The sequence below is a fragment of the Staphylococcus sp. EG-SA-14 genome (assembly GCF_017151935.1).
In the GTDB taxonomy this organism is placed as follows: Bacteria; Bacillota; Bacilli; order Staphylococcales; family Staphylococcaceae; genus Staphylococcus; species Staphylococcus aureus.
This window is the reverse complement of sequence record NZ_JACVZM010000025.1, coordinates 1-26,062: the sequence shown is the minus strand read 5'-3', so window position 1 is coordinate 26,062 and position 26,062 is coordinate 1. Positions and strand designations below refer to the sequence as shown.

General features: G+C 33.5%; 27 protein-coding genes. All 27 read right to left on the bottom strand.

Going from position 1 to position 26,062, the window contains the following annotated elements; genetic code table 11:
* Positions 1-8: 8 nt before the first annotated feature.
* Positions 9-272, bottom strand: a complete 264-nt coding sequence (locus IDG63_RS12495; RefSeq protein WP_001234988.1) for an RNA-binding S4 domain-containing protein — start codon at positions 270-272, stop codon at positions 9-11.
* Entirely contained in the window at positions 269-1,462 is a 1,194-nt protein-coding gene (locus tag IDG63_RS12490; RefSeq protein WP_000951444.1) for a MazG nucleotide pyrophosphohydrolase domain-containing protein, read from the bottom strand. The genes IDG63_RS12495 and IDG63_RS12490 overlap by 4 nt, the downstream gene beginning before the upstream one ends.
* Positions 1,462-2,988 (bottom strand): polysaccharide biosynthesis protein, encoded by a 1,527-nt coding sequence (locus IDG63_RS12485; RefSeq protein WP_000680755.1) that lies wholly within the window; start codon positions 2,986-2,988, stop codon positions 1,462-1,464. Before IDG63_RS12485 ends, IDG63_RS12490 begins: the two co-directional genes overlap by 1 nt.
* A complete protein-coding gene (gene mfd, locus IDG63_RS12480; protein WP_000154224.1) occupies positions 2,978-6,484 on the bottom strand; it encodes a transcription-repair coupling factor in 3,507 nt (1,168 codons plus the stop codon). The genes IDG63_RS12485 and mfd overlap by 11 nt, the downstream gene beginning before the upstream one ends.
* Positions 6,484-7,056 carry an aminoacyl-tRNA hydrolase gene (gene pth, locus IDG63_RS12475; RefSeq protein WP_000649791.1) on the bottom strand — a complete coding sequence of 191 codons (573 nt, stop codon included), beginning with the start codon at positions 7,054-7,056 and terminating at the stop codon, positions 6,484-6,486. The genes mfd and pth overlap by 1 nt, the downstream gene beginning before the upstream one ends.
* A 310-nt stretch (positions 7,057-7,366) precedes the next feature.
* Positions 7,367-8,020 (bottom strand): 50S ribosomal protein L25/general stress protein Ctc, encoded by a 654-nt coding sequence (locus IDG63_RS12470; protein ID WP_000157650.1) that lies wholly within the window; start codon positions 8,018-8,020, stop codon positions 7,367-7,369.
* 149 nt (positions 8,021-8,169) lie between these two features.
* The gene (locus IDG63_RS12465; RefSeq protein ID WP_000933774.1) at positions 8,170-9,135 is read right to left on the bottom strand and encodes a ribose-phosphate diphosphokinase; all 966 of its coding nucleotides are present in this window, start codon (positions 9,133-9,135) and stop codon (positions 8,170-8,172) included.
* A 146-nt stretch (positions 9,136-9,281) separates the two neighbouring features.
* A complete protein-coding gene (glmU, locus tag IDG63_RS12460; RefSeq protein WP_001252530.1) occupies positions 9,282-10,634 on the bottom strand; it encodes a bifunctional UDP-N-acetylglucosamine diphosphorylase/glucosamine-1-phosphate N-acetyltransferase GlmU in 1,353 nt (450 codons plus the stop codon).
* A gap of 22 nt (positions 10,635-10,656) precedes the next feature.
* A complete protein-coding gene (locus tag IDG63_RS12455) occupies positions 10,657-10,788 on the bottom strand; it encodes a hypothetical protein (RefSeq protein ID WP_031835052.1) in 132 nt (43 codons plus the stop codon).
* A gap of 189 nt (positions 10,789-10,977) precedes the next feature.
* Positions 10,978-11,280: a septation regulator SpoVG gene (spoVG, locus tag IDG63_RS12450; protein WP_000868999.1), complete on the bottom strand. Its 303-nt coding sequence runs from the start codon at positions 11,278-11,280 to the stop codon at positions 10,978-10,980.
* A 71-nt stretch (positions 11,281-11,351) separates the two neighbouring features.
* Positions 11,352-11,732, bottom strand: a complete 381-nt coding sequence (locus tag IDG63_RS12445) for a RidA family protein (protein WP_000691767.1) — start codon at positions 11,730-11,732, stop codon at positions 11,352-11,354.
* A 16-nt stretch (positions 11,733-11,748) separates the two neighbouring features.
* A complete protein-coding gene (gene purR / locus IDG63_RS12440; RefSeq protein WP_001269643.1) occupies positions 11,749-12,573 on the bottom strand; it encodes a pur operon repressor in 825 nt (274 codons plus the stop codon).
* 13 nt (positions 12,574-12,586) lie between these two features.
* Entirely contained in the window at positions 12,587-13,435 is an 849-nt protein-coding gene (gene ispE / locus IDG63_RS12435; RefSeq protein WP_000638870.1) for a 4-(cytidine 5'-diphospho)-2-C-methyl-D-erythritol kinase, read from the bottom strand.
* Positions 13,436-13,744: 309 nt separating this feature from the next.
* Positions 13,745-14,008, bottom strand: a complete 264-nt coding sequence (gene veg / locus IDG63_RS12430; protein WP_001126664.1) for a biofilm formation stimulator Veg — start codon at positions 14,006-14,008, stop codon at positions 13,745-13,747.
* A 99-nt stretch (positions 14,009-14,107) separates the two neighbouring features.
* Complete coding sequence (rsmA, locus tag IDG63_RS12425; RefSeq protein ID WP_001641323.1) at positions 14,108-15,019, bottom strand: 16S rRNA (adenine(1518)-N(6)/adenine(1519)-N(6))-dimethyltransferase RsmA; 912 nt, start codon at positions 15,017-15,019, stop codon at positions 14,108-14,110.
* Positions 15,012-15,548, bottom strand: coding sequence for a ribonuclease M5 (rnmV, locus tag IDG63_RS12420; RefSeq protein WP_086095872.1), 537 nt, complete (start codon positions 15,546-15,548; stop codon positions 15,012-15,014). Before rnmV ends, rsmA begins: the two co-directional genes overlap by 8 nt.
* Before the next feature lie 168 nt (positions 15,549-15,716).
* Positions 15,717-16,490, bottom strand: a complete 774-nt coding sequence (locus IDG63_RS12415) for a TatD family hydrolase (RefSeq protein ID WP_000904312.1) — start codon at positions 16,488-16,490, stop codon at positions 15,717-15,719.
* A 30-nt stretch (positions 16,491-16,520) separates the two neighbouring features.
* Positions 16,521-18,494 (bottom strand): methionine--tRNA ligase, encoded by a 1,974-nt coding sequence (metG, locus tag IDG63_RS12410; RefSeq protein WP_001051132.1) that lies wholly within the window; start codon positions 18,492-18,494, stop codon positions 16,521-16,523.
* Between the two features lie 284 nt (positions 18,495-18,778).
* On the bottom strand, positions 18,779-19,618 hold the full coding sequence (gene rsmI, locus IDG63_RS12405) for a 16S rRNA (cytidine(1402)-2'-O)-methyltransferase (protein ID WP_000279926.1): 840 nt from the start codon (positions 19,616-19,618) through the stop codon (positions 18,779-18,781).
* A 1-nt stretch (position 19,619) separates the two neighbouring features.
* Complete coding sequence (locus IDG63_RS12400; protein ID WP_000377064.1) at positions 19,620-19,868, bottom strand: GIY-YIG nuclease family protein; 249 nt, start codon at positions 19,866-19,868, stop codon at positions 19,620-19,622.
* Positions 19,861-20,586 carry a tRNA1(Val) (adenine(37)-N6)-methyltransferase gene (locus tag IDG63_RS12395; RefSeq protein WP_000910687.1) on the bottom strand — a complete coding sequence of 242 codons (726 nt, stop codon included), beginning with the start codon at positions 20,584-20,586 and terminating at the stop codon, positions 19,861-19,863. The genes IDG63_RS12400 and IDG63_RS12395 overlap by 8 nt, the downstream gene beginning before the upstream one ends.
* 273 nt (positions 20,587-20,859) lie before the next feature.
* A complete protein-coding gene (gene yabA / locus IDG63_RS12390) occupies positions 20,860-21,207 on the bottom strand; it encodes a DNA replication initiation control protein YabA (protein WP_000375686.1) in 348 nt (115 codons plus the stop codon).
* A 16-nt stretch (positions 21,208-21,223) separates the two neighbouring features.
* Positions 21,224-22,027, bottom strand: coding sequence for a PSP1 domain-containing protein (locus IDG63_RS12385; RefSeq protein WP_001134194.1), 804 nt, complete (start codon positions 22,025-22,027; stop codon positions 21,224-21,226).
* On the bottom strand, positions 22,028-22,954 hold the full coding sequence (locus tag IDG63_RS12380; protein ID WP_000344340.1) for a DNA polymerase III subunit delta' C-terminal domain-containing protein: 927 nt from the start codon (positions 22,952-22,954) through the stop codon (positions 22,028-22,030).
* 213 nt (positions 22,955-23,167) lie between these two features.
* Positions 23,168-23,497, bottom strand: a complete 330-nt coding sequence (locus tag IDG63_RS12375; protein WP_000781979.1) for a cyclic-di-AMP receptor — start codon at positions 23,495-23,497, stop codon at positions 23,168-23,170.
* A gap of 27 nt (positions 23,498-23,524) precedes the next feature.
* On the bottom strand, positions 23,525-24,142 hold the full coding sequence (gene tmk, locus IDG63_RS12370) for a dTMP kinase (RefSeq protein WP_001272126.1): 618 nt from the start codon (positions 24,140-24,142) through the stop codon (positions 23,525-23,527).
* A 1-nt stretch (position 24,143) separates the two neighbouring features.
* Positions 24,144-25,481 (bottom strand): aminotransferase class V-fold PLP-dependent enzyme, encoded by a 1,338-nt coding sequence (locus tag IDG63_RS12365; protein ID WP_000812832.1) that lies wholly within the window; start codon positions 25,479-25,481, stop codon positions 24,144-24,146.
* Positions 25,482-26,062 lie beyond the last annotated feature (581 nt).

Below are 26,062 nucleotides of genomic sequence, written 5' to 3'. Positions count from 1 at the left end.
CCTCCAATTTACGCTTCTTCAAGTCGACGCTCTTCAATGATTTCATACATGCCCTTCGCGTTATCTTTAGATGCATGTTCATTTAATGCAGTTACTTTAACTGTTACTAATTTTTGACCAAAGCGAATCGTCAGCACATCTTCAACTTTAACATCCGATCCAGCTTTAGCAACATTACCATTTATTGTAATTCTACCTTGATCACTTACTTCTTTTGCTAGCGTACGTCGCTTTATTAACCGTGATACTTTTAAATATTTATCTAATCTCATGTATTACTCTCCCCTTTTTCTAGCCACTGCTTTAACGAGGCCTCATCAAATGACTTATCCTTCGTCTTCTCATATAAATTTAAAAAATGCTCTGCAAATACTTTTTCAAATTTAACTCTTGGCTGTTTACCTTCAGCATCTTTCGCCTTAGACCAAATTTCTTTTAAGTCATCGATAGTTTCAGCATTGGCATCACCAAATATGTGTGGGTGTCTACGAATCATTTTAGCATTAAGACTTGTAATCACTTCTTTAATGTCGATATACCCTTCTTTTTTACCAATACTAGTATGCAATAACACTTGTAATAAAATATCTCCTAGCTCTTCAATCATATGCCAATCATCTTCATTGTCAATAGCTTCGAACAATTCAAATGTTTCTTCAAGTAAATAACGCTTAAGCGTTTCATGCGTTTGCACTTTATCCCATGGACAACCTTTATCTTCATCAACTAAAGTATCAATCACTTCCGTTGCAAAATCAAAGTCATGATACAAATATGTCGATGTTATGATTTTTGGTACGAATACACTCGTCAAATTATTGAATGCATTTTCATCATGATCCAATTCATATAATGGGCATGTCACAACGTTATCCGCACCATCGCTTCGTGCACCAGTGACAATTTGAACAGGGTAATCATCAGGATATCGTTCCATTAAAGTGATTTTCAAATTAGCAGCAACCATTGCACTATAAACTTGTGTAATCAATGTATGCGTTCTAACATTAAGTGTTACTTCTTGTAATGATGTCGCATCTAACAGTGTGAAGCCATCATTTGGATCTACATTAACTGCTTCAAACACATCATCAATAAAGCTTTTACCACCTAAAACTTTCACATCTATATCAGTATTGTCCTTTGCTAAAGCCAGTAATTTCACTGTAGTTGTCTCAGCAACTCTAGGATGACCCGGAACCGCATAGACAATATCTTTTTCATTAGCAGCTTCAACCAATTGCGCCACAATATCATTATAGACATCTTCAAATTGGTCATGTGCTTCATAAACATGGTCAAAACTCTGAAATGTTAATTCATCTTGCAATGATTCTATAACTGGATGATCTAACGTTCTTGCATAAACTTTATCTTGTGTCTTTAAAAATTTATATATCCCTAGCGGCAAATCATCAATGCCATAGTTTCCTAAGCCAACAATCGTAATGGTATGTGCCATCAACGTCTTCCTTTCTTAATTTGATACAACTTTGAACCAAATGGTAAATAAGTTAACTCTTTATATGTCAAAACATTAAATCTAAAAATATAGAAAAACAATGCAATGATACCTAATACTGCTGCACATAATAATTCAATGAGTCCAGTGATTCTACCGTGTGTTGTCACTATGTTTAACACGCATTGAACAACAATCGACATAAATACCATACCTAAAACAACATTGATAAAAAATCGTCTCATCGCATGTAAGTGGTATTTTCTCGTGACAGCAATATGGATAATCGTACCGAATATAATTAATGATACAACAGTACTAATGCTCGCACCAATAATGCCACTTAAACGAATCAAAATGATATTAAGTATAAATTTAATAACCAATCCTGCCGTCATACCAACAAAAATAGGTCTCACAGCATGTTGCGCTTGTAATAATGCCATATCCATCATAATTAACGATACACAAATGACCGTAATCATATAAACACTTAACGTTAAGGTTAAATCATTCGTCTTAAAAAACACACCGTTCATTAAAGGCAATAAATTAATTAATCCTATTCCCGCTGCTGCACTTATTAAAATCGTAATCTTTAATGACGCATTTGCATAACGATTCATAAGTACCTGATTATTCATTTTGATTGCGTCACTTAACAGAGGAATGAGCGCAAAACTAAATGTTGTAGTTACAATCAATCCCATCTGAATAAATGATGCACCACGGTCATAGACTCCTTTTTCAGTTATGGCAACATCGAATGGCACGCGTATCGCTTGAAGTGACTTAATAATAGTAACACTATCAATCACTTGCCATAAAATTACGATTAATTGACTGATAGCGAAAATCAAAACCGAAAGTGCGAACTGTTTCCAAACGATCTTTGCAGTGTTATTTACCATTTTAAACTTAAAAGGTCGGTGCGCTACTAAATAAATTGAAGAACCTAAAAAACCTATCGTTGATGCTAAAATAGCAATTGTTCCCGCTTCATATATCGTCCAACCTCTGTCTACAAAAATAACAATAGTAACAATGATAATACCTACTCGTATAACTTGTTCTATAACCTGGGAAATAGCCGGAACTGTCATATTATTTGCAGATTGATAATAACCTCTTAACACGCCAAGCATACCTATAAATATAAAGCTTAAACTTGCAGCTTGAATCATTGGTGTTAAATGCCCATCACCCATCATATGTGCAATATTGTTCGCAAACACAAAAATAGCAATAAATATTAATATACCAACTAATTGTATATAAGCGACCGCTTTTGTATATGCTTCGTCACTATGATACTTCCCTATATTTTGTGTAATTGCACTAGGAATGGCATTCATCGATAATATCATTCCTAATGCTACAATTGGATACACTTGTTGATATGCATACAAACCTGTATCGCCTAATATATTTTGATATGGAATTCGATATACAGCACTCAGAATTTTAATGACAATTAATGCAGCAGTTAACACGACAACGCCATTAAATGCTTCTTTATGCTTCATCACTAATTCTCATACTTTCTTCAATGCACTTAACTAAAAACTTCAAACTATCAAGCCATTGATTTTGTTTCGTTAAAGTAATTGTCATTGCATTATTTTGAACACCAACCTTCATTGTTCTACCTAAAGGTTGTGTTGCTTTGAACAGCACTTCGCCATCAATATTTTCAGTGGCTTTTACAGATAAATGAATATCAATTATTTTCCCTTTATCTTTAATCAACGTGATACCTGAATGTAATGCGTGTACTTTTATTTCCACTATATCAAGCAAACGTGCTACTTCAACAGGATAATCATTGAAACGATCAATTAATTCATCTTTAATGTCGATAATTTGATCAAATGTTTCAGTTTTTCGTAGCTTTTTATAAATTTCAATTTTAGCTTGTTCATTTGCAATATATTCTGTTGGCAAATATGCATCCAAGTTTAAATCAACTTCGACTTCTGGCACCTCAGATTCTGGTTCCTTAATACCACGTTTTTCATTTACAGCTTCTTCTAACATTTGACTGTACAAATCAAATCCAACTGTATCAATAAAGCCGTGCTGTTGTTTACCTAACAAATTACCAGCACCACGAATGTTCAAATCACGCATCGCAATCTTAAATCCTGAGCCTAACTCCGTAAATTCTTTAATCGCTTGTAATCGATCTTCTGCAGTCTCAGTTAGTACCTTATTTGCTGGATGTAGGAAGTATGCATAACCAATACGACTTGAACGACCAACACGACCTCTTAATTGATACAACTGACTCAATCCAAAGCGATCTGCATCTTCAATGATCAAAGTATTTGCATTTGGGACATCGACACCTGTTTCAATAATCGTCGTCGTTACTAAAATATCATATTCATTATTGATAAAACTTAACATCGTTTCTTCTAAATCGCGCTCTGTCATTTGTCCATGAGCAACTGCAATGTTAGCATCTGGCATTAACATCTGGAGTTGTTCTCGTTTTTCATAAATGGATTGCACTTTATTATAAAGATAAAACACTTGGCCATCACGGGATAGTTCTCTTTCTAAAGCTTCTTTGATAAAACTCATGTTCTGTTCTAATACATATGTTTGAACTGGGAAACGATTTTCTGGCGGCGTTTCAATCACTGACAAATCGCGCACACCTAGCATACTCATATGCAATGTTCTAGGTATTGGGGTTGCAGTCAATGTTAGTACATCTACATTATGTTTTAATGTTTTAATACGCTCTTTATGGCGTACACCAAATCGTTGTTCTTCATCTACAATCAACAGCCCTAAATCTTTATACTGTATATCTTTACTAAGTAATTTGTGTGTACCAACAACTATGTCAACAAATCCAGTTTTAAGTCCTTCCTTAGTTTGTTTTATCTCTTTAGGCGTTCTAAAACGACTCATTAATTGAATTTCAACAGGAAAATCTTGCATACGCTCAATTAACGTCTCATAATGTTGCTGAGCTAAAATAGTTGTAGGAACTAAAAATGCAACTTGCTTTCCTTCCATTACTGCTTTGAATGCTGCTCTCACTGCAACTTCAGTTTTACCATAACCAACATCACCACATAGCAAGCGATCCATTGGACGCGATTTTTGCATGTCATCTTTAATTTCATCGATAGATTTAGCTTGGTCAGGCGTAAGTTCATATGGAAAATCTAATTCAAATGTTGTTTGCTCAACTGTGTCTTCCCCATATTGATAACCTTCTGCCATTTCTCTTTCTTTATATAAATCAATCAACTCTTCAGCAATATCTTCAACACTTTGTTGAACTTTAGCTTTTGTTTTTTTCCATTCACTGCCACCGAGTTTATTTAATTTTGGCGTCTTATCTTCCGAAGCTACATATTTTTGAACTTGATCCATTTGATCTACTGGAACAAATAGTTGATCCGTACCTTTATATTGCAATTTAATATAATCCCGATGCGTTTGCCCCACTTCGAGCGTCTCAACACCTAAATATCTACCAACACCATGATGCACATGAACAATATAATCTCCCACATTTAAATCTTGGTAAGACTTAATTTTTTCAGCATTTGAGATAGCTTTCGTACGTTTTCGTTGCTTTTTCTGTTTTGATTTAAAAAGCTCACGCTCAGTAATGACAACTAATCCCATATCAGGTAGTTCAAATCCTTCAGATAAACTGCCTTCAATAATCACTGCTTGCCCCGATGACATTGAGCGATGCAATTTTGTTATTGATGGAATATGCATTTCACTTAACATCGCTTGCATACGTTCAACTTTAGTTTCGGTTTCGACCAAAACCACGATATGATAGTTTTGATTAACATATCGTTGAAATTCAGAACGCATAATGTCATATTGCCCATAAAATTGTTGGACAGGTTTACATGAAAATTTAATAATATGATTTAGTTTTATCGGCATTGTTGTAGCGAATAATGAAAAATAAGTGACAGGATAGCCTTCAATCAATGTTTCAAAATCATCATATTTTATAAAACTTTGTCCTATAAATCCATTACCACTTTCAATAATATTGCTAATAAACGAATCAGACTCTACTGTTAAACTTTCTTCAGTTTCTTTAATACGATTAAATTCATCAACTGCAATGATTGCATCTTTTTGGAAATAATCAATAATTGTCGAAGGTGTTTCATACATAAACGCTACTAAACGACGTAGTATTTGATGATCAAAGTATGTACTTTCGAATAATTTAAAGCTTTCATACGTTTCTTTCAGATCATTGCGCATTGATTTATCTATTTTGGGTCTTGTATTTTCATATGCAGTTTTTAACTCTTCTTTGAGATGGCTGATTACTTCTTCAGTAATGATATAATCACTTGCAGTTGTGATATCGACTTCTTCAATATTATCTTTGGAACGCTGCGTTTCAACATCAAAATCCCGAATAGAATCAATTTCGGTATCAAATAGCTCAATTCTGATTGGTTCCCCAATTAGCGGAAAGATATCGATGATACCTCCTCGCAATGAGAATTCACCAATATGCGATACTACGGATTCCCGTTTGTACCCCATATTAACTAATTTGTTAAGAAATTGGTCCACATCGATATCCTCACCAACACGCAATGTCATTTGGTGATTTTGCCACATTTCAACAGGAGTTAACCACTTTTTCAAACCATTTAAAGGAACGATAAATAACCCTTTCTTACCTTGAGCTAACGCAGTTAAAGTTCTAATACGTTCACTCATCAGTTGAGGGCTTTGTGTTGAAAACTCTTCGGTCATAATATCTTGCACAGGATACTTATACAATTCTTCAGCATCTATAAATTGAAGTAAATCTGTTTCTAATTTATCTGCTTGGTATAAATTGTTGGTAATTAATAATAACTGTTGATTACTTTGTGCATATTTTTCAGCAATCATCGTCACTTTAGCTGACGGGGAAAGACCAGTTACTAGTGTGTTTGCTTGTCCAAATACCTGATTAAGGTCTTGAAAATGATTATCTTCTTTTATAAGCGTTGTCAATATTGTCATTATTTCACTTCACCATTAAATTCATTCATAACATGGTCAAATCGTGATGTTTCAACAAACTTTTCAATTGCGCGTGCTGCGTGTTCGATAACTTTTTCCATCGTTACCATTTCATCATTTGAAAAGCGTTGTAAAACATAATCAGGTACCGTCATACCATTCGTTGGTCTTCCCACACCAATACGAATACGTTTAAATTGGTCTGTACCAAGCATTTTAATAATTGATTTCATACCATTGTGACCGCCCGCACTTCCTTTTTGTCTTAAGCGAACTTGTCCTTGTTCTAAATCTAAATCATCATATAAGACAATTAAATCTTCTGGATTAACATTGTAATAATCCATAATCGGTGCAACTGCTTCTCCTGACAAATTCATCATTGTCATTGGTTCGATAAATAACACTTTATCGCCGTTCATTCGTTCAATTGTATATGCACCTTTAAACTTTTGTTTATCTAATGAAAAATTATTTTTCTCTAAAATATAATCAACGACTTCAAAGCCGATATTATGTCTTGTAAGTTCAAAACGTTTACCTATATTACCTAGACCTACAATACATTTCATGCGTGTTTACCTCCAACATAATTGTTTCATTTATTATTATAATGACAACATCTATTTTCCGCCATTGCCATCAATTATCATTATTCTTTAGCTTAGTAAGTATGTATTTTAAAATCGAGTACATTAAAATTTTTATGATGTATCATTGTTGAGTTTAATGTCTTTTACTCACTAAAATTAATTAAACTTTATTACAAAGCAATAAAGTTTAATTAAGCTTTATAATAACACAAAAAGCACCATGCTTATATTAAAATAAGCACAGTGCTTGTTAAACAAAGTATAAAAACTTTAATGTAACAGATTAAAATTACTCTTCAGTTTTTTCTTCGTCTTCTTTGCTTTCGCCAACAACTTCTGGTTCTTCAGTTTGTTGTTCGCCTTCCATAGCTTCGATTTCTTCTTCAGTTGGTTCTTCAGTTGGAGCAACTACTGTTACTACTGATTCAGCTGAATCGTTTTCGATTTTGAAGTCGCCAGTTACTTTAACATCAGCAACAGTTAAGCTGTCGTTAATGTTTAATTCAGTAATGTCTACTTCGATTGCTTCTGGAATATTGTCTGGAGTAGCAGTTACTTCTAAGTTGAATAATGGTTGTTCAACTACGCCGCCTTCTTTAGCGCCTACTGCTTCACCAACTAATTGAACTGGTACTTCAACAGTACGTTCTTCACTCATATTGATTGCTAAGAAGTCAATGTGAGTAATTTGGTTTTTAAGTGGATCGAATTGGTAGTCTGCAACCATAACTTTGATAGTTTTAGAACCAACGCCTAATTCGATAACACCGTTACGACCTACTTCACGGATAACTTTGATGAATTCTACTTCATCAACTTTAACTGACACGTTTTTAGTACCGTAACCGTATACTACTGCTGGTACTTTACCAGATTTTCTTAATTGTTTAAGATCTGAACGTGTTTGTTTACCTTGACGGATGATTGACTTTAATGAAGCCATTCTCATTTCCACCTTTCATTTTTGCTCAAAACGAGCACCTCACTTACCCATCAACATCATCGTTGCTTGCAAGTGTTTATTTATTCGTATAATCACGAACGAAACTATTATACACGTTTGGAATATGTTCGTCAAACGCCTTTTAAATATTAGTCAAATAATACGCTAACTGATTCTCTTTCGTATACACGAATGATAGCTTGTGCGATTAAACCAGCAACAGATAATTCTTTAGTGTTAGATGGTTTGCGGTCTTCATCTAAATGAATTGAGTTTGTTACGATTAATTCTTTTATAGCAGAATTTTCGATACGTTCTTTAGCCGGTCCTGATAAAACAGGGTGTGTACAACAAGCATATACTTCTTTAGCACCTTTATCTTTTAATGCTTGTGCAGCTAAAGTGATTGTACCTGCTGTATCAATAATATCGTCAATAATAATTGCCGTACGTCCTTCAATCTCACCAACAATGTTCATCACTTCAGCAACATTTGGTCTAGGACGACGTTTATCTATAATTGCAATTGGAGTTTTTAAAATGTCAGCTAATTTACGTGCACGTGTAACACCGCCATGGTCTGGTGAAACAACGACACATTCTTCTGGGTTAATATTCGGATCATCTTTGAAATGTTTAGCAAGAATTGGCACACCCATTAAGTGGTCAATTGGAATATCAAAGAATCCTTGAATTTGTGGTGCATGTAAGTCTAACGCAATCATACGAGTTGCGCCAGCTGTTTCGATTAAGTTTGCAACTAATTTAGCTGTGATTGGCTCACGGCTACGGGCTTTTCTATCTTGTCTTGCATATCCATAATATGGCACTACAATATTGATTGTTGCTGCAGAAGCACGTTTACAAGCGTCAATCATAATTAATAATTCCATTAAATGTAGATTCACAGGATATGATGTTGGTTGAATAATAAATACGTCACAACCACGAATACTCTCTTCGATATTAATTTGAATTTCTCCATCACTAAAACGTTTAACTGAACATTTACCTAGTTCAATTCCTACTTGGTCAGCAACTTCTTGCGCTAATGCTTCGTTTCCTTTCAATGAAAAAATCTTTAATGACGAATTCTTATATTCATTATTTAACATTTATAGTCCTCCAATTATTTACTTACGCAATTACTATTATATATAAAATGTAACTCCATTACTATGCGAATCATTAAATCATAAAGATTACATTAATATTACATAGGATTATCCTTTTATCCTAGTCATTTTAAATACGTAAATGATTATTTCCTATATCCTTCTTTTGTTGTTTGTCTTGCTCTTGCCACAGCTAAACTGTCATTTGGTACGTCATCTGTGATTGTGGAACCAGCTGCCACCAATACATCATCACCAATTGTTACAGGTGCTACTAAATTAACATTGCAACCTACAAATGAATCTTTGCCGACGATAGTTTTAAATTTATTTTCACCATCATAGTTAACTGTAATCGTTCCGCAACCAATATTAGTACGTTCACCAATTACAGCATCGCCAATATAACTTAAATGTGAAACCTTGGCACCATCTTTAAGATCTGCTTTTTTAATTTCTACAAAATTTCCAACCTTAACATCTGCACCTAATTGCGCGCCTGGTCTCAATTGCGCAAACGGTCCGACCTTAGTATTCGCTCCTACGCTAGCATCATTAACAACAGACTGTTGAATACATGCACCATTTTCAATCGTACTATTGTTAATTTCAGAGTACTGACCAATAACAACATCTTCGCCAATTTCTGTACGACCATTAATTCGTACGCTTGGTTCAATGACTGTATCACTACCAATTGTAACGTCTGGACCAATATAAGTGCTGTCAGGATCGATGATTGTCACACCATTTAGCATGTGATAATGATTCGTACGACGTTGCATCGCCTTCTCAGCCTGACTAAGCATTACACGATCATTTACACCCATGATTTCTTCAACATCATTGGTACGATAGACTTCTACGATGCCGCCATCATTTAAAATTAACGACAATACATCAGGGAGGTAATATTCACCTTGCGCATTATCATTTTTCACTTGTGTTAATTTTTCAAACAACGTTTTATTATTAAACGCAAAAATACCTGAACTAATTTCATTAATATCCTTTTCAGCTTGCGTTGCATCTTTCTCTTCAACTATGCGTTCTAAACGACCTGACGCATTTCGAACGATTCTTCCGTATCCATATGGTTGTTGAATCGATGCAGATAATACAGTTGCTTGAGCATTAGCATCCTCATGATGCGCAATCAATGTTTCTAATGTTTCCTTTGTGATGAGCGGTGTGTCACCACATACAACGATCGTCGTACCTTCCTTGTCTTCTAAGTGTGATTTCGCCATTTGCACTGCATGCGCAGTACCGAGTTGTTCCTCTTGAAAACTGTATAAAGAACGCTCGCCTAAATGTCCTTTTACACTTTCAGCACCATGTCCTACGATGGTTACAACTTGATCGACACCAGAGCCTTTCACACTTTCCAATACATGTTCGACCATAGGTTTCCCAGCAACCTCGTGTAGCACTTTATACTTTTTAGATTTCATTCTTGTGCCTTTACCTGCTGCCAAAATTATCGCGTGTCTTCGCATGAACATTAACCCCCATTAAATTTTACACTTCGTCATTATTATAATTTAATCTGCAATACTCTTTCAACATATAAAAGGCATTGTTTTTAATTCGTTGTAATTTTAAAAACAACTTTTTTCTTACTTCAAAAATACGAGCATCATTCAAACACAATTTTTATCAGCAATGAATCAATAATTTTCATATAATCATAATCTGTTAACGTATATATTTATTAGCCTTTCATTAAAAATAAAAAAACATTAATACAAACTAAAAAAACTGCCGACAAAGCTTTATGCTTTATCGACAGTATCAAATCAACTTATTGCAAATGTATTACATCGCTAAATATAAAATTGATTAAGCTTCTTCTGAATCTTCTGATGTAGCGTTTTTATCTGGTACTACTTCATCTGTTTCATCATATACTTTCATCACTGCATCTTGAATTTCTTGTCTCATATCTGAATTAATAGGATGCGCGATGTCGCGGAATTCACCATCTGGTGTACGTTTACTTGGCATTGCAACGAACAAGCCAGAGTTTCCTTCAATTACACGTAAATCATGAATTACGAAAGCTTCATCTAATGTAATGGAAACGAGTGCTTTCATTCGTCCATCTGTTTGTATTTTTCTAAGTCTTACATCTGTCACTTTCATGTAGTGAGCCCCCCTATAGTATATATCTCTCTGTTTTATTTAGAAGCTTGATTAAACATATTAATCGAAAATTATAATTCCTTAATTTTACTTACTAATTCAATTTCTACTTTCACATCTTTTGGCAAACGCGCAACCTCTACACAACTACGCGCTGGCTTGTGTTCATTAAAATATTGACCATACACTTCATTTATTTTTTGGAAATCATTCATATCTTTAATGAAAATGGTCGCTTTCGCAACAGAATTCAAATCAGATCCTGCTTCTTCCAAAACAACCTTTAAATTTTCTAAAACTTGTTTTGTCTGTGCTTGAACATCAGCGCTTACGATTTCCCCATCAACATTCAATGGAATCTGACCAGAAGTATAAACCATACCATTCACAACTGTTGCATGCGAATATGGTCCAAGTGCTTCCGGTAATCTTGTTGTGTTAATGATTTTCATAATACTAAAACTCCTTTTATGAAAACTTAGATAAACTGTTGCCAGGTTCTACGTTAAACTCTTGATTATATTCATCTACATCAGATAATTTCACTAAGGAAGTATAATCTTCAATCAATCTTTGTTTAACTTCTTTTGATTCTACAAGTACTGATACCCCTTTTACATGGGCTTTAAACTCATTCATTAAATTCATAACACCATTAATAGAGCCACCAGCCCTCATAAAATCATCGACAACTAAAACATTTGAATTTTCTGCTAAAGTTCTCTTCGAAAGTACCATTGTCTCTATTTTTCTTGAAGATCCTGAAACGTAATTAATTGAAACTGTAGAACCTTCAGTCACCTTGTTGTCTTTTCTAATCACTACTACTGGTAAATTTAAAATATTAGCAACCGCATTTGCCAATGAAATACCTTTTGTCGCAATGGTAACAACAGCATCTAATTTTTCTTCCATGTAAATACTGGCAATTAACTTACCAACTTTGTTTAGTAGCGATGGATTACCTACCAAATCTGATAAAAATAAATACCCGCCAGGTAACAAACGTTCTTTCTCTTCTAATAGAGTAATGACCTCATTAACAACTTCAGTCGCCTCTTCTTTACTCATCATTGGTTTATACGTAACACCACCACTTGCGCCAGCAGTAGTAATTACTGTACCTAACTTTTCTTTTTGGAATGTATTTTTTATAATTTGGACATCTTCACTTATTGAAGACTTCGCCTGTTTAAATTTTTTCACAAAAAAAGTTAATGGAATCAATTTATTCGGATGGTTCATCAAATATTGCGTCATAAAAACAATTCTCTCGCTTCGTTTATATCTCATCTTTTTAACCCTTCTATCCTAATAGTCTAACTAAGTACACTTCATTACAACAACCGTTAACTGCATTATAAATATTTTTTGCTTGGCTTTCTTTTCGTGCTAGCCCATACACAGTCGGTCCGCTTCCACTCATTAACGCACCATCTGCACCACTTTTCAACATATTATTTTTTAATTTATCGATTTGTGGGTGTTTTGAAACAGAAATTGGCTCTAATCGATTAGACAAACTTTGACATAATTGTTGATAATCTCGATTTTCTAAGGCCTCATAACACATTTTCGTATGTACGTCGTAACGCTTATCTAAATTGATCAACTTAAATATATCTGGTGATGATATGCCTAAGTTTGGTTTAGCAAGAATCACCCAAGCTGAAGGTGGTTTATTTAAAAACTCGATTTTCTCTCCTCTTCCAGTACATAGTGCAGTTTTATTATAAATACAAAACGGAATATCTGTCCCGATTTTACTGCCTAGTAGAGCCAATTCTTCCAAACTCGCCCCTATATCAAAAAGTCGATTCAATCCTCTTAACGTTGCTGCTGCATCAGCCGAACCTCCAGCTAAGCCAGCAGAAACAGGTATTTCTTTATCGATAGAAATTGTTACACCTTGCTTTAGTTGATATTGCTCAATAAATAGTTGCGCTGCACGATATGCGAGATTTTTATGATTAGAAGGCACATAATTATGTTCAATCTCAACAACTATCTTTCGATCTTTTCTTTTATGAAAAGTTAAACGATCATTTAAATCAACTGTTGTCATTATCATTTCAATCTCATGATAGCCATCATTTCTTTTAAAAAGTGTATCGAGCGTAAAATTAATTTTGGCTGGTGCCGTTTCATATATCATTTTCCGCCCTCTTTTCGTTATCTTAATATGATGATTTTAACATAAAGAGAATTAATATTTGACATTTTAATTTGTTTTTTAGTGTTTTTTTAATAAAAAAGTAATTTTCTCCATCTAATTACTTAGTATTTACTTGTATTTGTGTTTATAAATACAAGTATCCATTTACTGAAAAATCTATAAGCGAAACATCAGTGTTAAACATTTTGTAAATAAAAAGAGTATTGAACATAATGCCCAACACTCAAATAATTATCATAATATTTACTTCTTATACTAAGAAACGTCTAACATCTCTATATGTCTTATTTAGTGTGCAATTGATTCGTGATGATTATCCTCTTCAAATGAAACTTGAACATTTTCAGTTAACACATCAGTGTATGTATAAGATACTCTCTCAAAGTTGTGTTTGTCTTGATCTAACTCAACAATGAAAACTGACGGATATGTTTCTTTTAAAATTCCAGAACGTTTTATTGTTTTCTTACGGCCTCCATTGGCTTTCAGTACAATACGATTTCCTACATGACAATCAATAGAATTTTTGATGTCCAAAATTGATTTTGGCATATTGCTCCACCTCGCTACAAGTTACATAATACCATATTTGCAGCGTTTTCGTCAAACAAAATTTAAATTTTAACAATAGTGCTTTGCTTTGTCAATCATTTAATTTTCTAATTGAGGGAATTTTTTCTTTTCTTCATACAATTTAGCAAAATCTTGAATAGATAGCGTTTCACCGCGACGTCTTGGATCAATACCTGCTTGTTCCAACCATTGTAAAATCACTTCTTTGTGTTGTTTACCATCTTTAAAATAATTTTGATAGTTATTGTTAATTGTCTTTCTTCTTTGTGCAAATGCTGCTTTTGCTAACTTAAAGAATGCTTCCTCGTTATCTACTGTTACTAACGGTTCAGTTCTCTGCATCAGTTTTACAACTATTGAATCAACATTAGGTGGTGGCATAAATACAGATTTAGGTACCGTTAATACTTTACTAGTCTCTGTATAGTATTGTACGACAATTGATAACGAACCATATGCTTTTGAACCTACTTCAGCATTTAAGCGTTCGCCCACTTCTTTTTGCATCATCACCACGTAGCCATCAATTGGTATATCTTGTTGCATTAAATTTAATAAAATTGGCGTCGTAATATAGTACGGCAGGTTTGCAACAACCATTATTTTTTCGCAGTCTTGTAAATGGTTTTCAACTGCTGCTTTAATATTTGCTTTTAAAATATCTTCGTTAATCACTGTCACATTATCATATGGTGATAATGTGTCCTTAAGTACAGGTATTAAGCGTTGGTCTATTTCAAATGCCAATACTTTTTTAGCGTGTTTCGCCAACTGTTCAGTTAATGACCCCATACCAGGTCCAATTTCAATAACACCAGTACGTTCATCAATATTACTTGCATCGATAATATTATTTATAATATTAACGTCTATTAAAAAGTTCTGACCTAAACTTTTCTTAAAATTAAATCCATATTTATCTAATAATGCTCGTGTTCGAGATGGCGTTGCAATATCTTTATTATCCAACTGATTCACTTCCTTATTCATCTTTTAAAGATTGCCTTACATCTGTTTCCGTATAACCAAAAGCATTTAACTTCTTCAATAATTGCTTTCCGTTTGAGTGACCAATTCGTAATTTCCTACTTAAAATTTCACGACGACGTCTAGCATCTTTACCGACAATTAGTCCTAACTCAATTAACACGGTTTTATCAATTGACTCATATGCTTCTTCAAATGGTGAACTCACATGCATTAACGCTTCCTTTATATCTTCTAATTCAGCATGTTCAACACCGATTTTTCCTCTTTTATTTTTAGCTTTGTCTCTATCAATATATGCGTGTTTAACACCTTTTACATGCTCCGTAATTGTACTTCTAATTTTATCTCCAGGAAAATCTGGATCTGTCAGTACAATGACACCACGACTTTGTTGTGCATTTCTAATTACTTCCAAAGTTTGCTCATTGATTGCACTGCCATTTGTTTCAATCGTATCACATTCTACAGCTCGTTTAACACGTTCAGTATCATCTCGACCTTCAACAACAATAAACTCATTGATTTTCATTTAAAACGCCTTTCTCTACTATAAAGTTTTTAATACTAAAAACTATCTTTTTTCAATCCATTCAACTGCATTAATATTTTAATTTAAAAAAGTGAGAAAGAACCATAGCATATTAAACGAATATAGCATCGTTTACATTTATGGCGGTGATCTTTCTCACTTTTAACTTTATGAATTTAAATTAAACAATTTCTCTGCATTTTTAGTTGTTTGTTCGCACACTTCTTCATAAGATAAGCCTTTTAATTCAGCAATTTGTTCAGCTACTAAAGTTACTCTCGCCGGTTCATTTCGCTTCCCTCTATACGGATGTGGCGAAAGATACGGTGCATCGGTTTCAACTAGCAAACGCTCCATTGACACATGCTTAGCAACTTCTTTAGGCTGTTTAGCATTTTTAAATGTCACAGGTCCTCCTAATGAAATATAAAAATTCAGCTTATTAGTTACAATATCTGCAATTTCTGGAGAACCACTAAAGCTATGCATAATCCCGCCTACCTCTTCAGCATGCTCCTCCAATAAGATATCGATACAGTCTTGAGTTGCTTCACGGTTATGAATGATAATTGGTAACTTCAAACGCTTAGCTAAAGCAATTTGCTTTCTAAAAACTTCCTTTTGAACATCTGCAGGAGATTTATCCCAGTGATAATCTAATCCCATTTCACCAATACCAATCACTTTTGGATGCTGAGCTAAAGATTCAATCCATTCCAAGTGTTCTTCTGTAAAATCAATTGCGTCAACTGGATGCCAACCGATAATGCCATATAAAAAATCATACTCATCGATTAATTTCATCGCGCGTTCAATTGTCGATTTGTTAAAACCAACTACAAACATACGATCAACACCTGCTTCTCTAGCACGTGTAATCACTTCACTCAAATCATCATCGTATTGCTCATCATTTAAATGGACATGTGTATCGATTAACATAATTATCTCTCCTAATTTTTAAAAATACAGTTATTTAATCACTGCACCATTTGGAATTGCACTTGGTAAACTTACTAAGGTTAATACACCATCTTTTTCAGCAGATAATATCATACCTTCAGATTTTTGTCCCATTAATTTAGCTGGTTTCAGGTTAGTAACAACTGCTACTTTTTTACCAATAATATCATCTGGTGTATAGAATTTGGCAATTCCTGATACAATTTGTCTTTGTTCAGAATCTAAGTCTACTTGAATTTTTAAAAGCTTATCTGACTTCTTAACATGTTCAGCATCAATAATCGTTGCTGCCTTAATTTCAACTTTATCAAAGTCTTTAATATCAATTTGAGGTTTGCTAGGAATCTCTTCTTTTTCCTCTTCAGTAGCAGGCGGTTGCATTGATTCTTTGATATATGCAATTTCCGCTTCGCTATCCAATCTTGGGAAAATAGGTTTAGGTTGCCCAGTAACCATAATTGACTCAGTAAGCACACCATATTGCTCTAAACTACTAAATTCCATAAATTGAGGATTGTTTATGTTCAATTGTTCAAAAATCTCTTTCGGCGCATGTGTTAAGAATGGACGTAATAATACAGCTGCATAACGAATATTTTCAACTAAGTGAGCCATTACATTGCCTAACATATCTTTTTGGCTATCGTCCTTAGCTAATACCCAAGGCGTTGTTTCGTCAATATACTTATTCGTTCTACTTATAAACTTCCATACCGTAGATAATGCCACAGAAAATTGCAAACTTTCCATGCTTTCAGTGTAGCTTTTCACTGTTTCTAAAGCCATAGATTCCATTTCTTCATCTAATTCATGAAGTGGACCTTGATACGCTGGTAATTCGCCATCAAAGTACTTATTAACCATAGAAATCGTACGGTTTACTAAGTTACCTAAGTCATTTGCTAGATCGAAATTTGTACGCTCAACAAATGCTTCAGGTGTAAATACGCCATCTGAACCAAATGGTAATTCACGCATTAGATAATAACGTGTAGCATCTAAACCATAGCGATCAATTAAAATATTAGGGTCTACAACATTACCTTTAGATTTACTCATTTTTCCATCTTTCATCAAAATCCAACCATGTGCAAAGACTTTTTTAGGTAACGGTAAGTCTAATGCCATCAATAAAATAGGCCAAATAATTGAGTGGAATCGCACAATTTCCTTAGCCATTAAATGAATATCTGCTGGCCAGTATTTGTTAAATAGTGACTCATCATCTGATAAATAGCCTAATGCTGAAATATAGTTAACTAACGCATCAATCCAAACATAAACAACATGTTTTGGATTAGACGGAACATGGACACCCCAGTTAAATGATGTACGAGAAACAGCTAAATCAGCAAGTCCTGGTTTAATGAAGTTGTTAATCATTTCATTTTTTCTTGATGGTGGTTGTATAAAATCTGGATTTTGGTCATAGAACTCTAATAAACGGTCTGTATATTTACTAATATTAAAGAAATAACTTTCTTCTTTAACTAGTTCAACTTCGTGTCCAGAATCTGGACTTTTGCCACCAATAATTTTACCGTTTTCGTATTGTGGGTCTACTAATTGTGACTCTGTATAGTATGTTTCATCCGGAACAGAATACCAACCTTCATATTCACCTAAATAGATATCACCTTGCTTTAATAAACGTTCAAACACTTGCTCAACGACATGTTTATGACGTTCTTCAGTTGTTCTGATAAAATCATCATTTGAAATTTCAAGCTTAGCCCACAATTGTTTAATTCCAGCAATCATCTCATCCAAATATTCAATTTCTGTCTTACCAGCTTTTTGAGCTTTTTCTTGAATTTTTTGACCGTGTTCATCCGTTCCAGTCAAATAACGAACATCATATCCTTGCATTCTCTTATATCTTGCAATAACATCTCCAGCCACTGTAGAATATGCATGTCCTATATGTAAATTCCCACTAGGATAGTATATTGGGGTTGTTATATAAAATGTTTCTTTAGCCATAACTGTTCCTCCTCGTAATGTCTCACTTCAAATAATATCTAAGATTTCTATGCATTTCAACGGACGCGAACATTTATCTCGTCATCTCATTTTCATCTTATTCAATGTTAAGGTATTTATTACTTTCAATGTATTTATTTTACATTAAAAAACGTCGATGTCATCATTTTTTTATCATAGTCAACATCATTTTATCAGTATCAATGCAAAATGATAACTTACCATTTAAAATTACAGCTTGCGTTTATAAAATCGTTTAAAATTTCATATAATCGATAAAGTGATTAACTTATTTGATGATAAATATTATATACTTCATTCGTTTTAAGTTGTCGTTCTTCAGCAACTTTTTTAATAGCTTGTTTTGGTTTCATCTGTGAAGTTTGAATATAATGATCAACATGCTCATTGATAGATAAATCATCAAACCACGATATCTCATTGTTCGCTTTAGCACCTTCAATTAAGATAACGAATTCGCCTTTCAATGGTACATCGCCTTGCTGAATCAATGCTTGTAATTGTGTTACATCATCAGTTACAATTTGTTCGAACTTCTTAGTTAATTCACGCCCTAGTGATACTTGTCGTGTTGCATCTATCTTTGCAATTGTTTTTAATGTATCTGTCACACGATGCGGTGATTCGTATATAATTAATGTGCTATTTTCATGCATACGTTGCTCTAATACAGCACTTTTTTCTTTCTCTTTTCGTGGCAAAAATCCTAAAAATGTATATACATATGAAGGTAATCCACTAGCCATCAATGCCGTCAGCCCAGCATTAGGTCCAGGCACAGTCTCTACTTTAATATTAGCTTCTCTGGCTGCCACTACTAATTCGTATCCAGGATCACTAATTAAGGGCAATCCAGCATCAGATACGAGCGCAACGTCAAGACCTAATTCTAACTGTTCAATGATAAAAGCAGTCTGCTTATCCTTGTTATGTTCGTGATATGACTTTAATGGAGTTGGAATATCATAATGATTACACAGCTTACTAGTTACTCTAGTGTCTTCACAAGCAATCATATCAACACGTTTCAATACATCAACAGCTCTATAAGTAATATCTGCTAAATTACCAATTGGTGTGCCCACTAAATATAATACAGCCATACTATCGCTCCTTAATTAATCGCAATTTCTTTTGTCTGGTATATGTTTTAATTTCATATTCACGCTTCAATGCTTCAGACTTTGTCTCATACATTTCTTGATAAACTAAATGCACCGGACGTCTTACTTTCGTATATTTGGCTCCTTGACCTCGGTTATGTTTTTCAACACGTGCATTAACGTCTTTAGCGTATCCTGTATATAAACTTCCATCACTACATTTTACAATATATACAAAATGACTATCCATAATATACTTCCTTCATTTCTTCGCTATAATTACCATCTTCATTATAAATATAAAATGGGGGCATGATTTCTAAACCTTGATTTCCACCTTTTCTACCTTCTACAACTATCGTTTGTGCCGATTTTCCTACTTTACTATATATAAAAACGACTTTCTTAGGTTCAATATTCACTTTTCTCATTTCAAACAAGACATCCATTAGTCTATCTGCACGATGTACCATATTTAGCCTGCCACCTTCTTTTAATAAATGACGGGCTGCAATCATGCAATCTTCAAGTGTACACATAATCTCATGTCTCGCTATCTTATGTGCTTCTTTTTGATGTTGGTGTTGCTGATTCTCTTTAAAATAAGGCGGATTACACGTTACTAAAGTATATTGTGAAGGTTTAAATACTTTAGTAACGTTTTTCAAATCCATGTGATGCATTGTTAAATATTCATCAACATCATTGAATTGAAATGTGCGTCGCGCCATATCGACAAGTGTTTTTTGAATCTCAACACCTTCTATATGTCGTGGATGTTTCGCAAACAATAACAAGGGTATCACCCCATTGCCTGAACATAAGTCCAACACTATATCTTTTGTTCTAGGTTTTGTAAAATGCCCTAACAACAAAGCATCCGTTGAAAACGAAAAAACATCATCATTTTGAATAATACTAAAATCTTCTTTGATTAGTTGATCAAATCGTTCATTCTCTTTTAACATTTTTAACTCCTATGAAGACAACCTTTTTCTATTGAGTAATTGAAATCTCTTTTTATATTATATGCCTATCTACATTCGATGTATTTTTGACTTTTAACAGCTACATTTTACAACTAATGATACTGCGTGCACACTTAATAATAACATTTAGTACCGCTATCTCTTATGCAATCACCAAAACTTTATACACAATTAAAGCCTGAAACATGCATTGTCTCAGACTTATCCAAACCATATTCATTTATAATTATAACACTATTTGAGTGTGCTTGATTAATCACTTAAAACTTCTAAACAGAACAGACAATCTTCACCATGTCGATGTTTTCCAAATAATTCGCCTTTACAAATATGAAATCCTTCTCCATACAATATAGCCAAATTATCTTTACTTGGTAATGGCTTTTTCACAGCTTTTGCTGGTTTTGAATTCGCAGTATCAATAGTAGTTGGTTCATCATTGCCCAACACCTTTTTCAAATTATCATTTTCAAGTTGAAGCGCTACATTTTCTTCTACTAATTCAACTGCAAGTGCCTTTAATTCTGAAGTTTCCTTTGAAAGTTGATTGACATTCATTTCTAAACGCATTATTTTTTCAAATATTTCATTGCGATCCAAATGTAATAATGCCTCCTTAATGCATAGTTTCTATTTCTTCTAATTTATATTCAAGTGGCTGTTCATGTCCCTCAAGCTTCACCTGCATAGAAATGTCTAATATATTTAAAGCAACTACTTTCCCGTTACCATCAGGCGTTTCAATTGCTTCACCAATATCAGGTAATTGTGCACGTACTTCCTCATAATAGTCATTTTCATATTTTAAACAACACATCAAACGACCACATGCACCAGAAATTTTAGTTGGATTTAATGATAAATTTTGATCCTTAGCCATCTTAATCGATACTGGTTCAAAATCCCCTAAAAATGTAGAACAACATAACGACCTACCACAAGGTCCGATACCGCCAAGCAATTTGGCTTCATCCCTTACACCAATTTGTCTCAACTCGATACGTGTTTTTAAATGTTGCGCTAATATTTTTACTAATTTTCTAAAATCAATACGATCATCCGCCGTAAAATTAAAAATAACTTTCGATTTATCTAATGTATATTCGCAATTGACTAAACGCATGTCCAAACCTTGTTCTCTTACAATGTCTTTACATAGTATTAATGCATTTTCAGCATCTCGTTCATTACAATTAAATTTATCAATATCTTTGTCATCAGCAATGCGAATAATATTTTTAAGAGGTAACACAACATCCTCTTCAGCAATATCCATTAATGGATTTTTAACAATACCTATCTCTATGCCTCTTTTAGATTCGACAACTACCCAGTCTTCTATATCTACTTGTATATCATTAGGTGTATAATATTCTAATTTTCCCGCTTTTTGAAACTGAACACCTATTACATTTGGCATCTAACTCACACCCTTAATTACGATTTGTTCAAATACAAGCGTTGGATTTACATTTTGATTCAATTTCTTATGTGCTTCCGTCAGTTGATCAAACATCAAAATTAATTGATTAAACGACAACTTTTGCGCATATTGATCAATATCATTTTTTAAATCACTATATATTTGTTTATCCTCTACATTTACCTTTGTATGTATGATATCTTCGAAGAAACCATTCACAGCTGCAATAGTTAAAGATTGCAGTTTTTTATTTTTAGCCTGTTTCAATAAATCAATAATACCTATAAGTGCCATTGGCTTGTTAGTAAGCAACAATTCACACCAACGTATAACTGATTTCCTTAATGCTAATAAATCAAATTCTTCATTTAAAGCTATTGCATTATCTATTTGCGTAGTATAAGTACTAATCATTTCAGCTACTGGCTTAGACATGTTTTGTTCAACTAATCTATTTATAAACTTTTCTTTATCAATAGGCTTGAAATACACATGCTGACACCTTGAATGGATTGTGTCTAAAATTTGCTCAGGTTTTGTAGACAATAAAATAGCAATCGTATTGTCCGGTGGTTCTTCAAGAAATTTCAAGATACTGTTTTCCCCTTGAACAGTTAACTTTTCAAAGTCTTCAATGATGTACACTTTATTTGTGCTTTCTATAGGAAGTTGATTCATATGACGCACAAGTTGTTCAACTTGTTCTTTCTTAATTGAATTCTCAGTTGTTGATATATACATAAAGTCTGGATGATTATATGTACTAACCTTTGTTTCACATTGACTATCTGTTTGACATAAAATAAGCTTTGCAAAATTAATCGCAACTTGTTTCATCGTTTGTGCATCATCACCTTCAAATAAATAGGCATGCGATAATTTATTTGAATGATATGCATTCGTCAATTGTTGCTGTTCATCCATTCATTACAAACTCCCTTTTGCTTTTATATAAAAAGGTTGCCAAAGAGCAACTAATTACTGCAACAATAGCGACCATGATTTGTGATTATTTTTAGAACCACAAAAATCAAATCTATTGGCATCTGAACTAGTCGCAGTCAAGCAACCCAAAATTGTTAATAACTTATTAATACACTATTTTAAGTATCTCTAATTGATGATTGTATTATAGAATTAAAATTGATGGAATGCATCAACTGGCATAACAAATACAGTAGCACCGCCAACTTCAACTTCAACTGGATATGGAATGTACGAATCCGCACTGCCTCCCATAGGTGTAATAGGTGAAACCAACTGTTCTCTATTACCACACGTTTGATTAATCACAGACAATATTTCATCTACACGGTCATCATTGACACCACATAAGAATGTTGTATTACCCGCTCTTAAAAACCCACCTGTTGTTGCCAATTTTGTTGCTCTAAAGTTATTTTTAACAAGTTGATCTGCAAGTTCCTGACTATCTTGATCTTGTACGATCGCTATAATCATTTTCATTTTATAACACCTCTTCTAACAATTATATCATATCTTTTCTAAATATTTGATGATAGTTTGATACGTGTCTTCAACAACATTTTCAAGAGGTTGATCTGCATTAACGCTTTTGAACCGTTGTGATTCATTATGAATGATTTCTTGGTAACCTTCAATTACTTTTTCGTGAAACTTTAAATCTTCTTGATCTAATCTATTTTGATCTCTTGAATTTTTAATAATACGTTCGCGACCTACTTCAGCACTAACATTTAAATAAATCGTCAAGTCTGGATATAATCCATTTATTGCAAATTCGTTTAATGCTCTTACTTCTTCAACGCCAATCCCTCTAGCATAACCTTGATAAGCTAATGAACTATCGATATAGCGATCACACAACACAACCTTACCTTCTTTTAAAGCTGGTATGACCTTTAATACAAGATGTTCTCTTCTAGATGCAGCAAATAACATTGCTTCAGTTCTAATGTCCATATCATTGCCTTCTAATACAATTTTACGTATTTCTTCACCAGTAGGAACACCACCTGGTTCTCTAGTCATAATGACATCATAATCTTTTACTAATCTATGGTAAACTTCATTAATTACAGTTGTTTTTCCAGAGCCTTCTGGGCCCTCAAAAGTTATAAAAGCTGACATTTTATTCATCCTCAACTAAAATTTTATTATTTTTAATTCCTTCAACTATCATTCCAGTTTCCAGATATTCATTTACCAATTCTATCATATTTTCAGTTATTGTTTCTCCTTTGAAAATAATAGGAATCCCTGGCGGATACGGGACAATATGTCGCGCCAGAACTTTACCTTTTGCCTTTTTCAAATCACACCAAGTAACATATTCAAAGCGTTTTGGTTTATAGTTACCTTCAGTTGTTAAAAGTTGTGTTTGTTTAACTTTAGAAACTGATTTTTTCGGTAAAATCATATCTTCAATTTTACGTAAAAGCGAATCAAATAAATACGTATCATCATGATGCCATAACGGCAATATCGCTAATGCTTGATAGTCGTCCGCTAATTCTAAATAGATATGTGCATTCATAAACCAATTTTGAATATCATGACCTGTAAAACCTTCATATTTTATTAGCAACTTCAACGGATCATCAACTTGAAGCATTTCAAAACCCTTCTTCTCCAAACATTCGATTAATTGCGCTCTCTTATCAAAAAACACGGTACTATCATATGTTTTATAGAACTCGGCAGCTGACTCTAAACTAGCCATAATCAAATACGAAGGACTAGATGTTTGGAAGTAGCTTAGATATTCTATAATAGTTTCTCTATAAGGTGCATTTTTATGAATATAAAGTACCGAGCCCATCGTTAAAGCTGGTAACGTTTTATGAAAAGATTGAACAACATAGTCAGCTTGATAATTTAATGTAGAATCTGGAAATCCTTGCAATCCAAAGTGCGCGCCGTGTGCTTCGTCAATGAGTACAGGAATATTTAATTGGTGCAAAGATTTGATAACCTCTTCTACATTAAATGTTTCACCGTAATAGTTAGGATAAGTCAACACAGCAAGTTTGTGACCGTCATTATTCAAACGGCTTAAATTAACTTTATTATAATGATTCGTTAACGGACTTTGATGCGTTTCAATAAAATGCCCTTCTTGTTGGCTAATATCGAGCGCATGTAACACAGATTTATGTACATTTCTTGCCATTAAGATATCGCCTTTTTTCTGTGAAAAAGACTGGATGACAGATAATATTCCTGAAGTGGTGCCATTCACTAAGAAATAAGCATCATAATCTGAATGTTTCTCCACCTGCTTCATACTTTCCAAAATGACTTCTTCAGGATGATGTAAATCATCTAATCCAGGTATTTCAGTTTTATCCATTGTCATTGATAATTGAGATAAATGACCGATAGTCATATTTTTATGACCCGGAACATGCAAAGAAATCGCTTCTTCTTGATTTAAACTTTCTAATTTATTTAAAATAGGTTGCTTCATGATATACGCTTCCTTTATTTACACTGTTTTGGAATTAGTTACTTTCAAAAGTATTAATTATATAGTAACACTTCTTTGACAAAAGTTAGTGTTACTTATGCAATAGCTTGTCTATTGTATAATAATTAATTTCCTTTTTGTACTTCGATTTAAAAGATATTAGACATAAAATCTAAAAACAGCAGTAAGATGATTTATGATTAAAAACTATCTTACTGCTGTTCACTTTTTATAATACTTCTGAATGTCTTCACTTATACTTCTAGTCACAGATTTAAATAATCAAAAGTGCACATTATTAAAATATCAATTTCACACTCAATGCGGCTCATCGCATTCATTTCTTGTCTAGCAACGTTCTACTCTAGCGGAACGTAAGTTAGCTACCATCGCCGCTAAAGACCTTTCTTGACTTGTGACAATCGCTTGCTTCTTTCCTCTTCTTCGGCTCTCACTTACTCATTTAGCTCTACTAAACTCGTTGCGCTCTTTTCTCGTTTCGTCAGATTCAAACGTTTTCACTTCGCCAAGCCATTTTTCTTTGTGTTTGCTTTTTATTTTGACGTTTTAGACATAAAAAA

Excerpts from the sequence above, each read along its gene's own strand:
- metG (WP_001051132.1), bottom strand. The coding sequence starts at position 18,494 with ATGGCTAAAGAAACATTTTATATAACAACCCCAATATACTATCCTAGT.
- IDG63_RS12465 (WP_000933774.1), bottom strand. The coding sequence starts at position 9,135 with ATGTTAAATAATGAATATAAGAATTCGTCATTAAAGATTTTTTCATTG.
- rsmA (WP_001641323.1), bottom strand. The coding sequence starts at position 15,019 with ATGAATAAGGAAGTGAATCAGTTGGATAATAAAGATATTGCAACGCCA.
- IDG63_RS12415 (WP_000904312.1), bottom strand. The coding sequence starts at position 16,490 with ATGTTAATCGATACACATGTCCATTTAAATGATGAGCAATACGATGAT.
- spoVG (WP_000868999.1), bottom strand. The coding sequence starts at position 11,280 with ATGAAAGTGACAGATGTAAGACTTAGAAAAATACAAACAGATGGACGA.
- glmU (WP_001252530.1), bottom strand. The coding sequence starts at position 10,634 with ATGCGAAGACACGCGATAATTTTGGCAGCAGGTAAAGGCACAAGAATG.
- IDG63_RS12380 (WP_000344340.1), bottom strand. The coding sequence starts at position 22,954 with ATGGATGAACAGCAACAATTGACGAATGCATATCATTCAAATAAATTA.
- IDG63_RS12445 (WP_000691767.1), bottom strand. The coding sequence starts at position 11,732 with ATGAAAATCATTAACACAACAAGATTACCGGAAGCACTTGGACCATAT.
- tmk (WP_001272126.1), bottom strand. The coding sequence starts at position 24,142 with ATGTCAGCTTTTATAACTTTTGAGGGCCCAGAAGGCTCTGGAAAAACA.
- IDG63_RS12470 (WP_000157650.1), bottom strand. The coding sequence starts at position 8,020 with ATGGCTTCATTAAAGTCAATCATCCGTCAAGGTAAACAAACACGTTCA.
- IDG63_RS12485 (WP_000680755.1), bottom strand. The coding sequence starts at position 2,988 with ATGAAGCATAAAGAAGCATTTAATGGCGTTGTCGTGTTAACTGCTGCA.
- pth (WP_000649791.1), bottom strand. The coding sequence starts at position 7,056 with ATGAAATGTATTGTAGGTCTAGGTAATATAGGTAAACGTTTTGAACTT.
- IDG63_RS12385 (WP_001134194.1), bottom strand. The coding sequence starts at position 22,027 with ATGCCAAATGTAATAGGTGTTCAGTTTCAAAAAGCGGGAAAATTAGAA.
- ispE (WP_000638870.1), bottom strand. The coding sequence starts at position 13,435 with ATGATATATGAAACGGCACCAGCCAAAATTAATTTTACGCTCGATACA.
- IDG63_RS12375 (WP_000781979.1), bottom strand. The coding sequence starts at position 23,497 with ATGAAAATGATTATAGCGATCGTACAAGATCAAGATAGTCAGGAACTT.
- veg (WP_001126664.1), bottom strand. The coding sequence starts at position 14,008 with ATGCCAAAATCAATTTTGGACATCAAAAATTCTATTGATTGTCATGTA.
- purR (WP_001269643.1), bottom strand. The coding sequence starts at position 12,573 with ATGAGATATAAACGAAGCGAGAGAATTGTTTTTATGACGCAATATTTG.
- IDG63_RS12395 (WP_000910687.1), bottom strand. The coding sequence starts at position 20,586 with ATGTTAAAAGAGAATGAACGATTTGATCAACTAATCAAAGAAGATTTT.
- IDG63_RS12365 (WP_000812832.1), bottom strand. The coding sequence starts at position 25,481 with ATGAAGCAACCTATTTTAAATAAATTAGAAAGTTTAAATCAAGAAGAA.
- mfd (WP_000154224.1), bottom strand. The coding sequence starts at position 6,484 with ATGACAATATTGACAACGCTTATAAAAGAAGATAATCATTTTCAAGAC.
- rsmI (WP_000279926.1), bottom strand. The coding sequence starts at position 19,618 with ATGGCTGTATTATATTTAGTGGGCACACCAATTGGTAATTTAGCAGAT.
- IDG63_RS12400 (WP_000377064.1), bottom strand. The coding sequence starts at position 19,868 with ATGGATAGTCATTTTGTATATATTGTAAAATGTAGTGATGGAAGTTTA.
- rnmV (WP_086095872.1), bottom strand. The coding sequence starts at position 15,548 with ATGAAAATCAATGAGTTTATTGTTGTTGAAGGTCGAGATGATACTGAA.
- IDG63_RS12490 (WP_000951444.1), bottom strand. The coding sequence starts at position 1,462 with ATGGCACATACCATTACGATTGTTGGCTTAGGAAACTATGGCATTGAT.
- IDG63_RS12495 (WP_001234988.1), bottom strand. The coding sequence starts at position 272 with ATGAGATTAGATAAATATTTAAAAGTATCACGGTTAATAAAGCGACGT.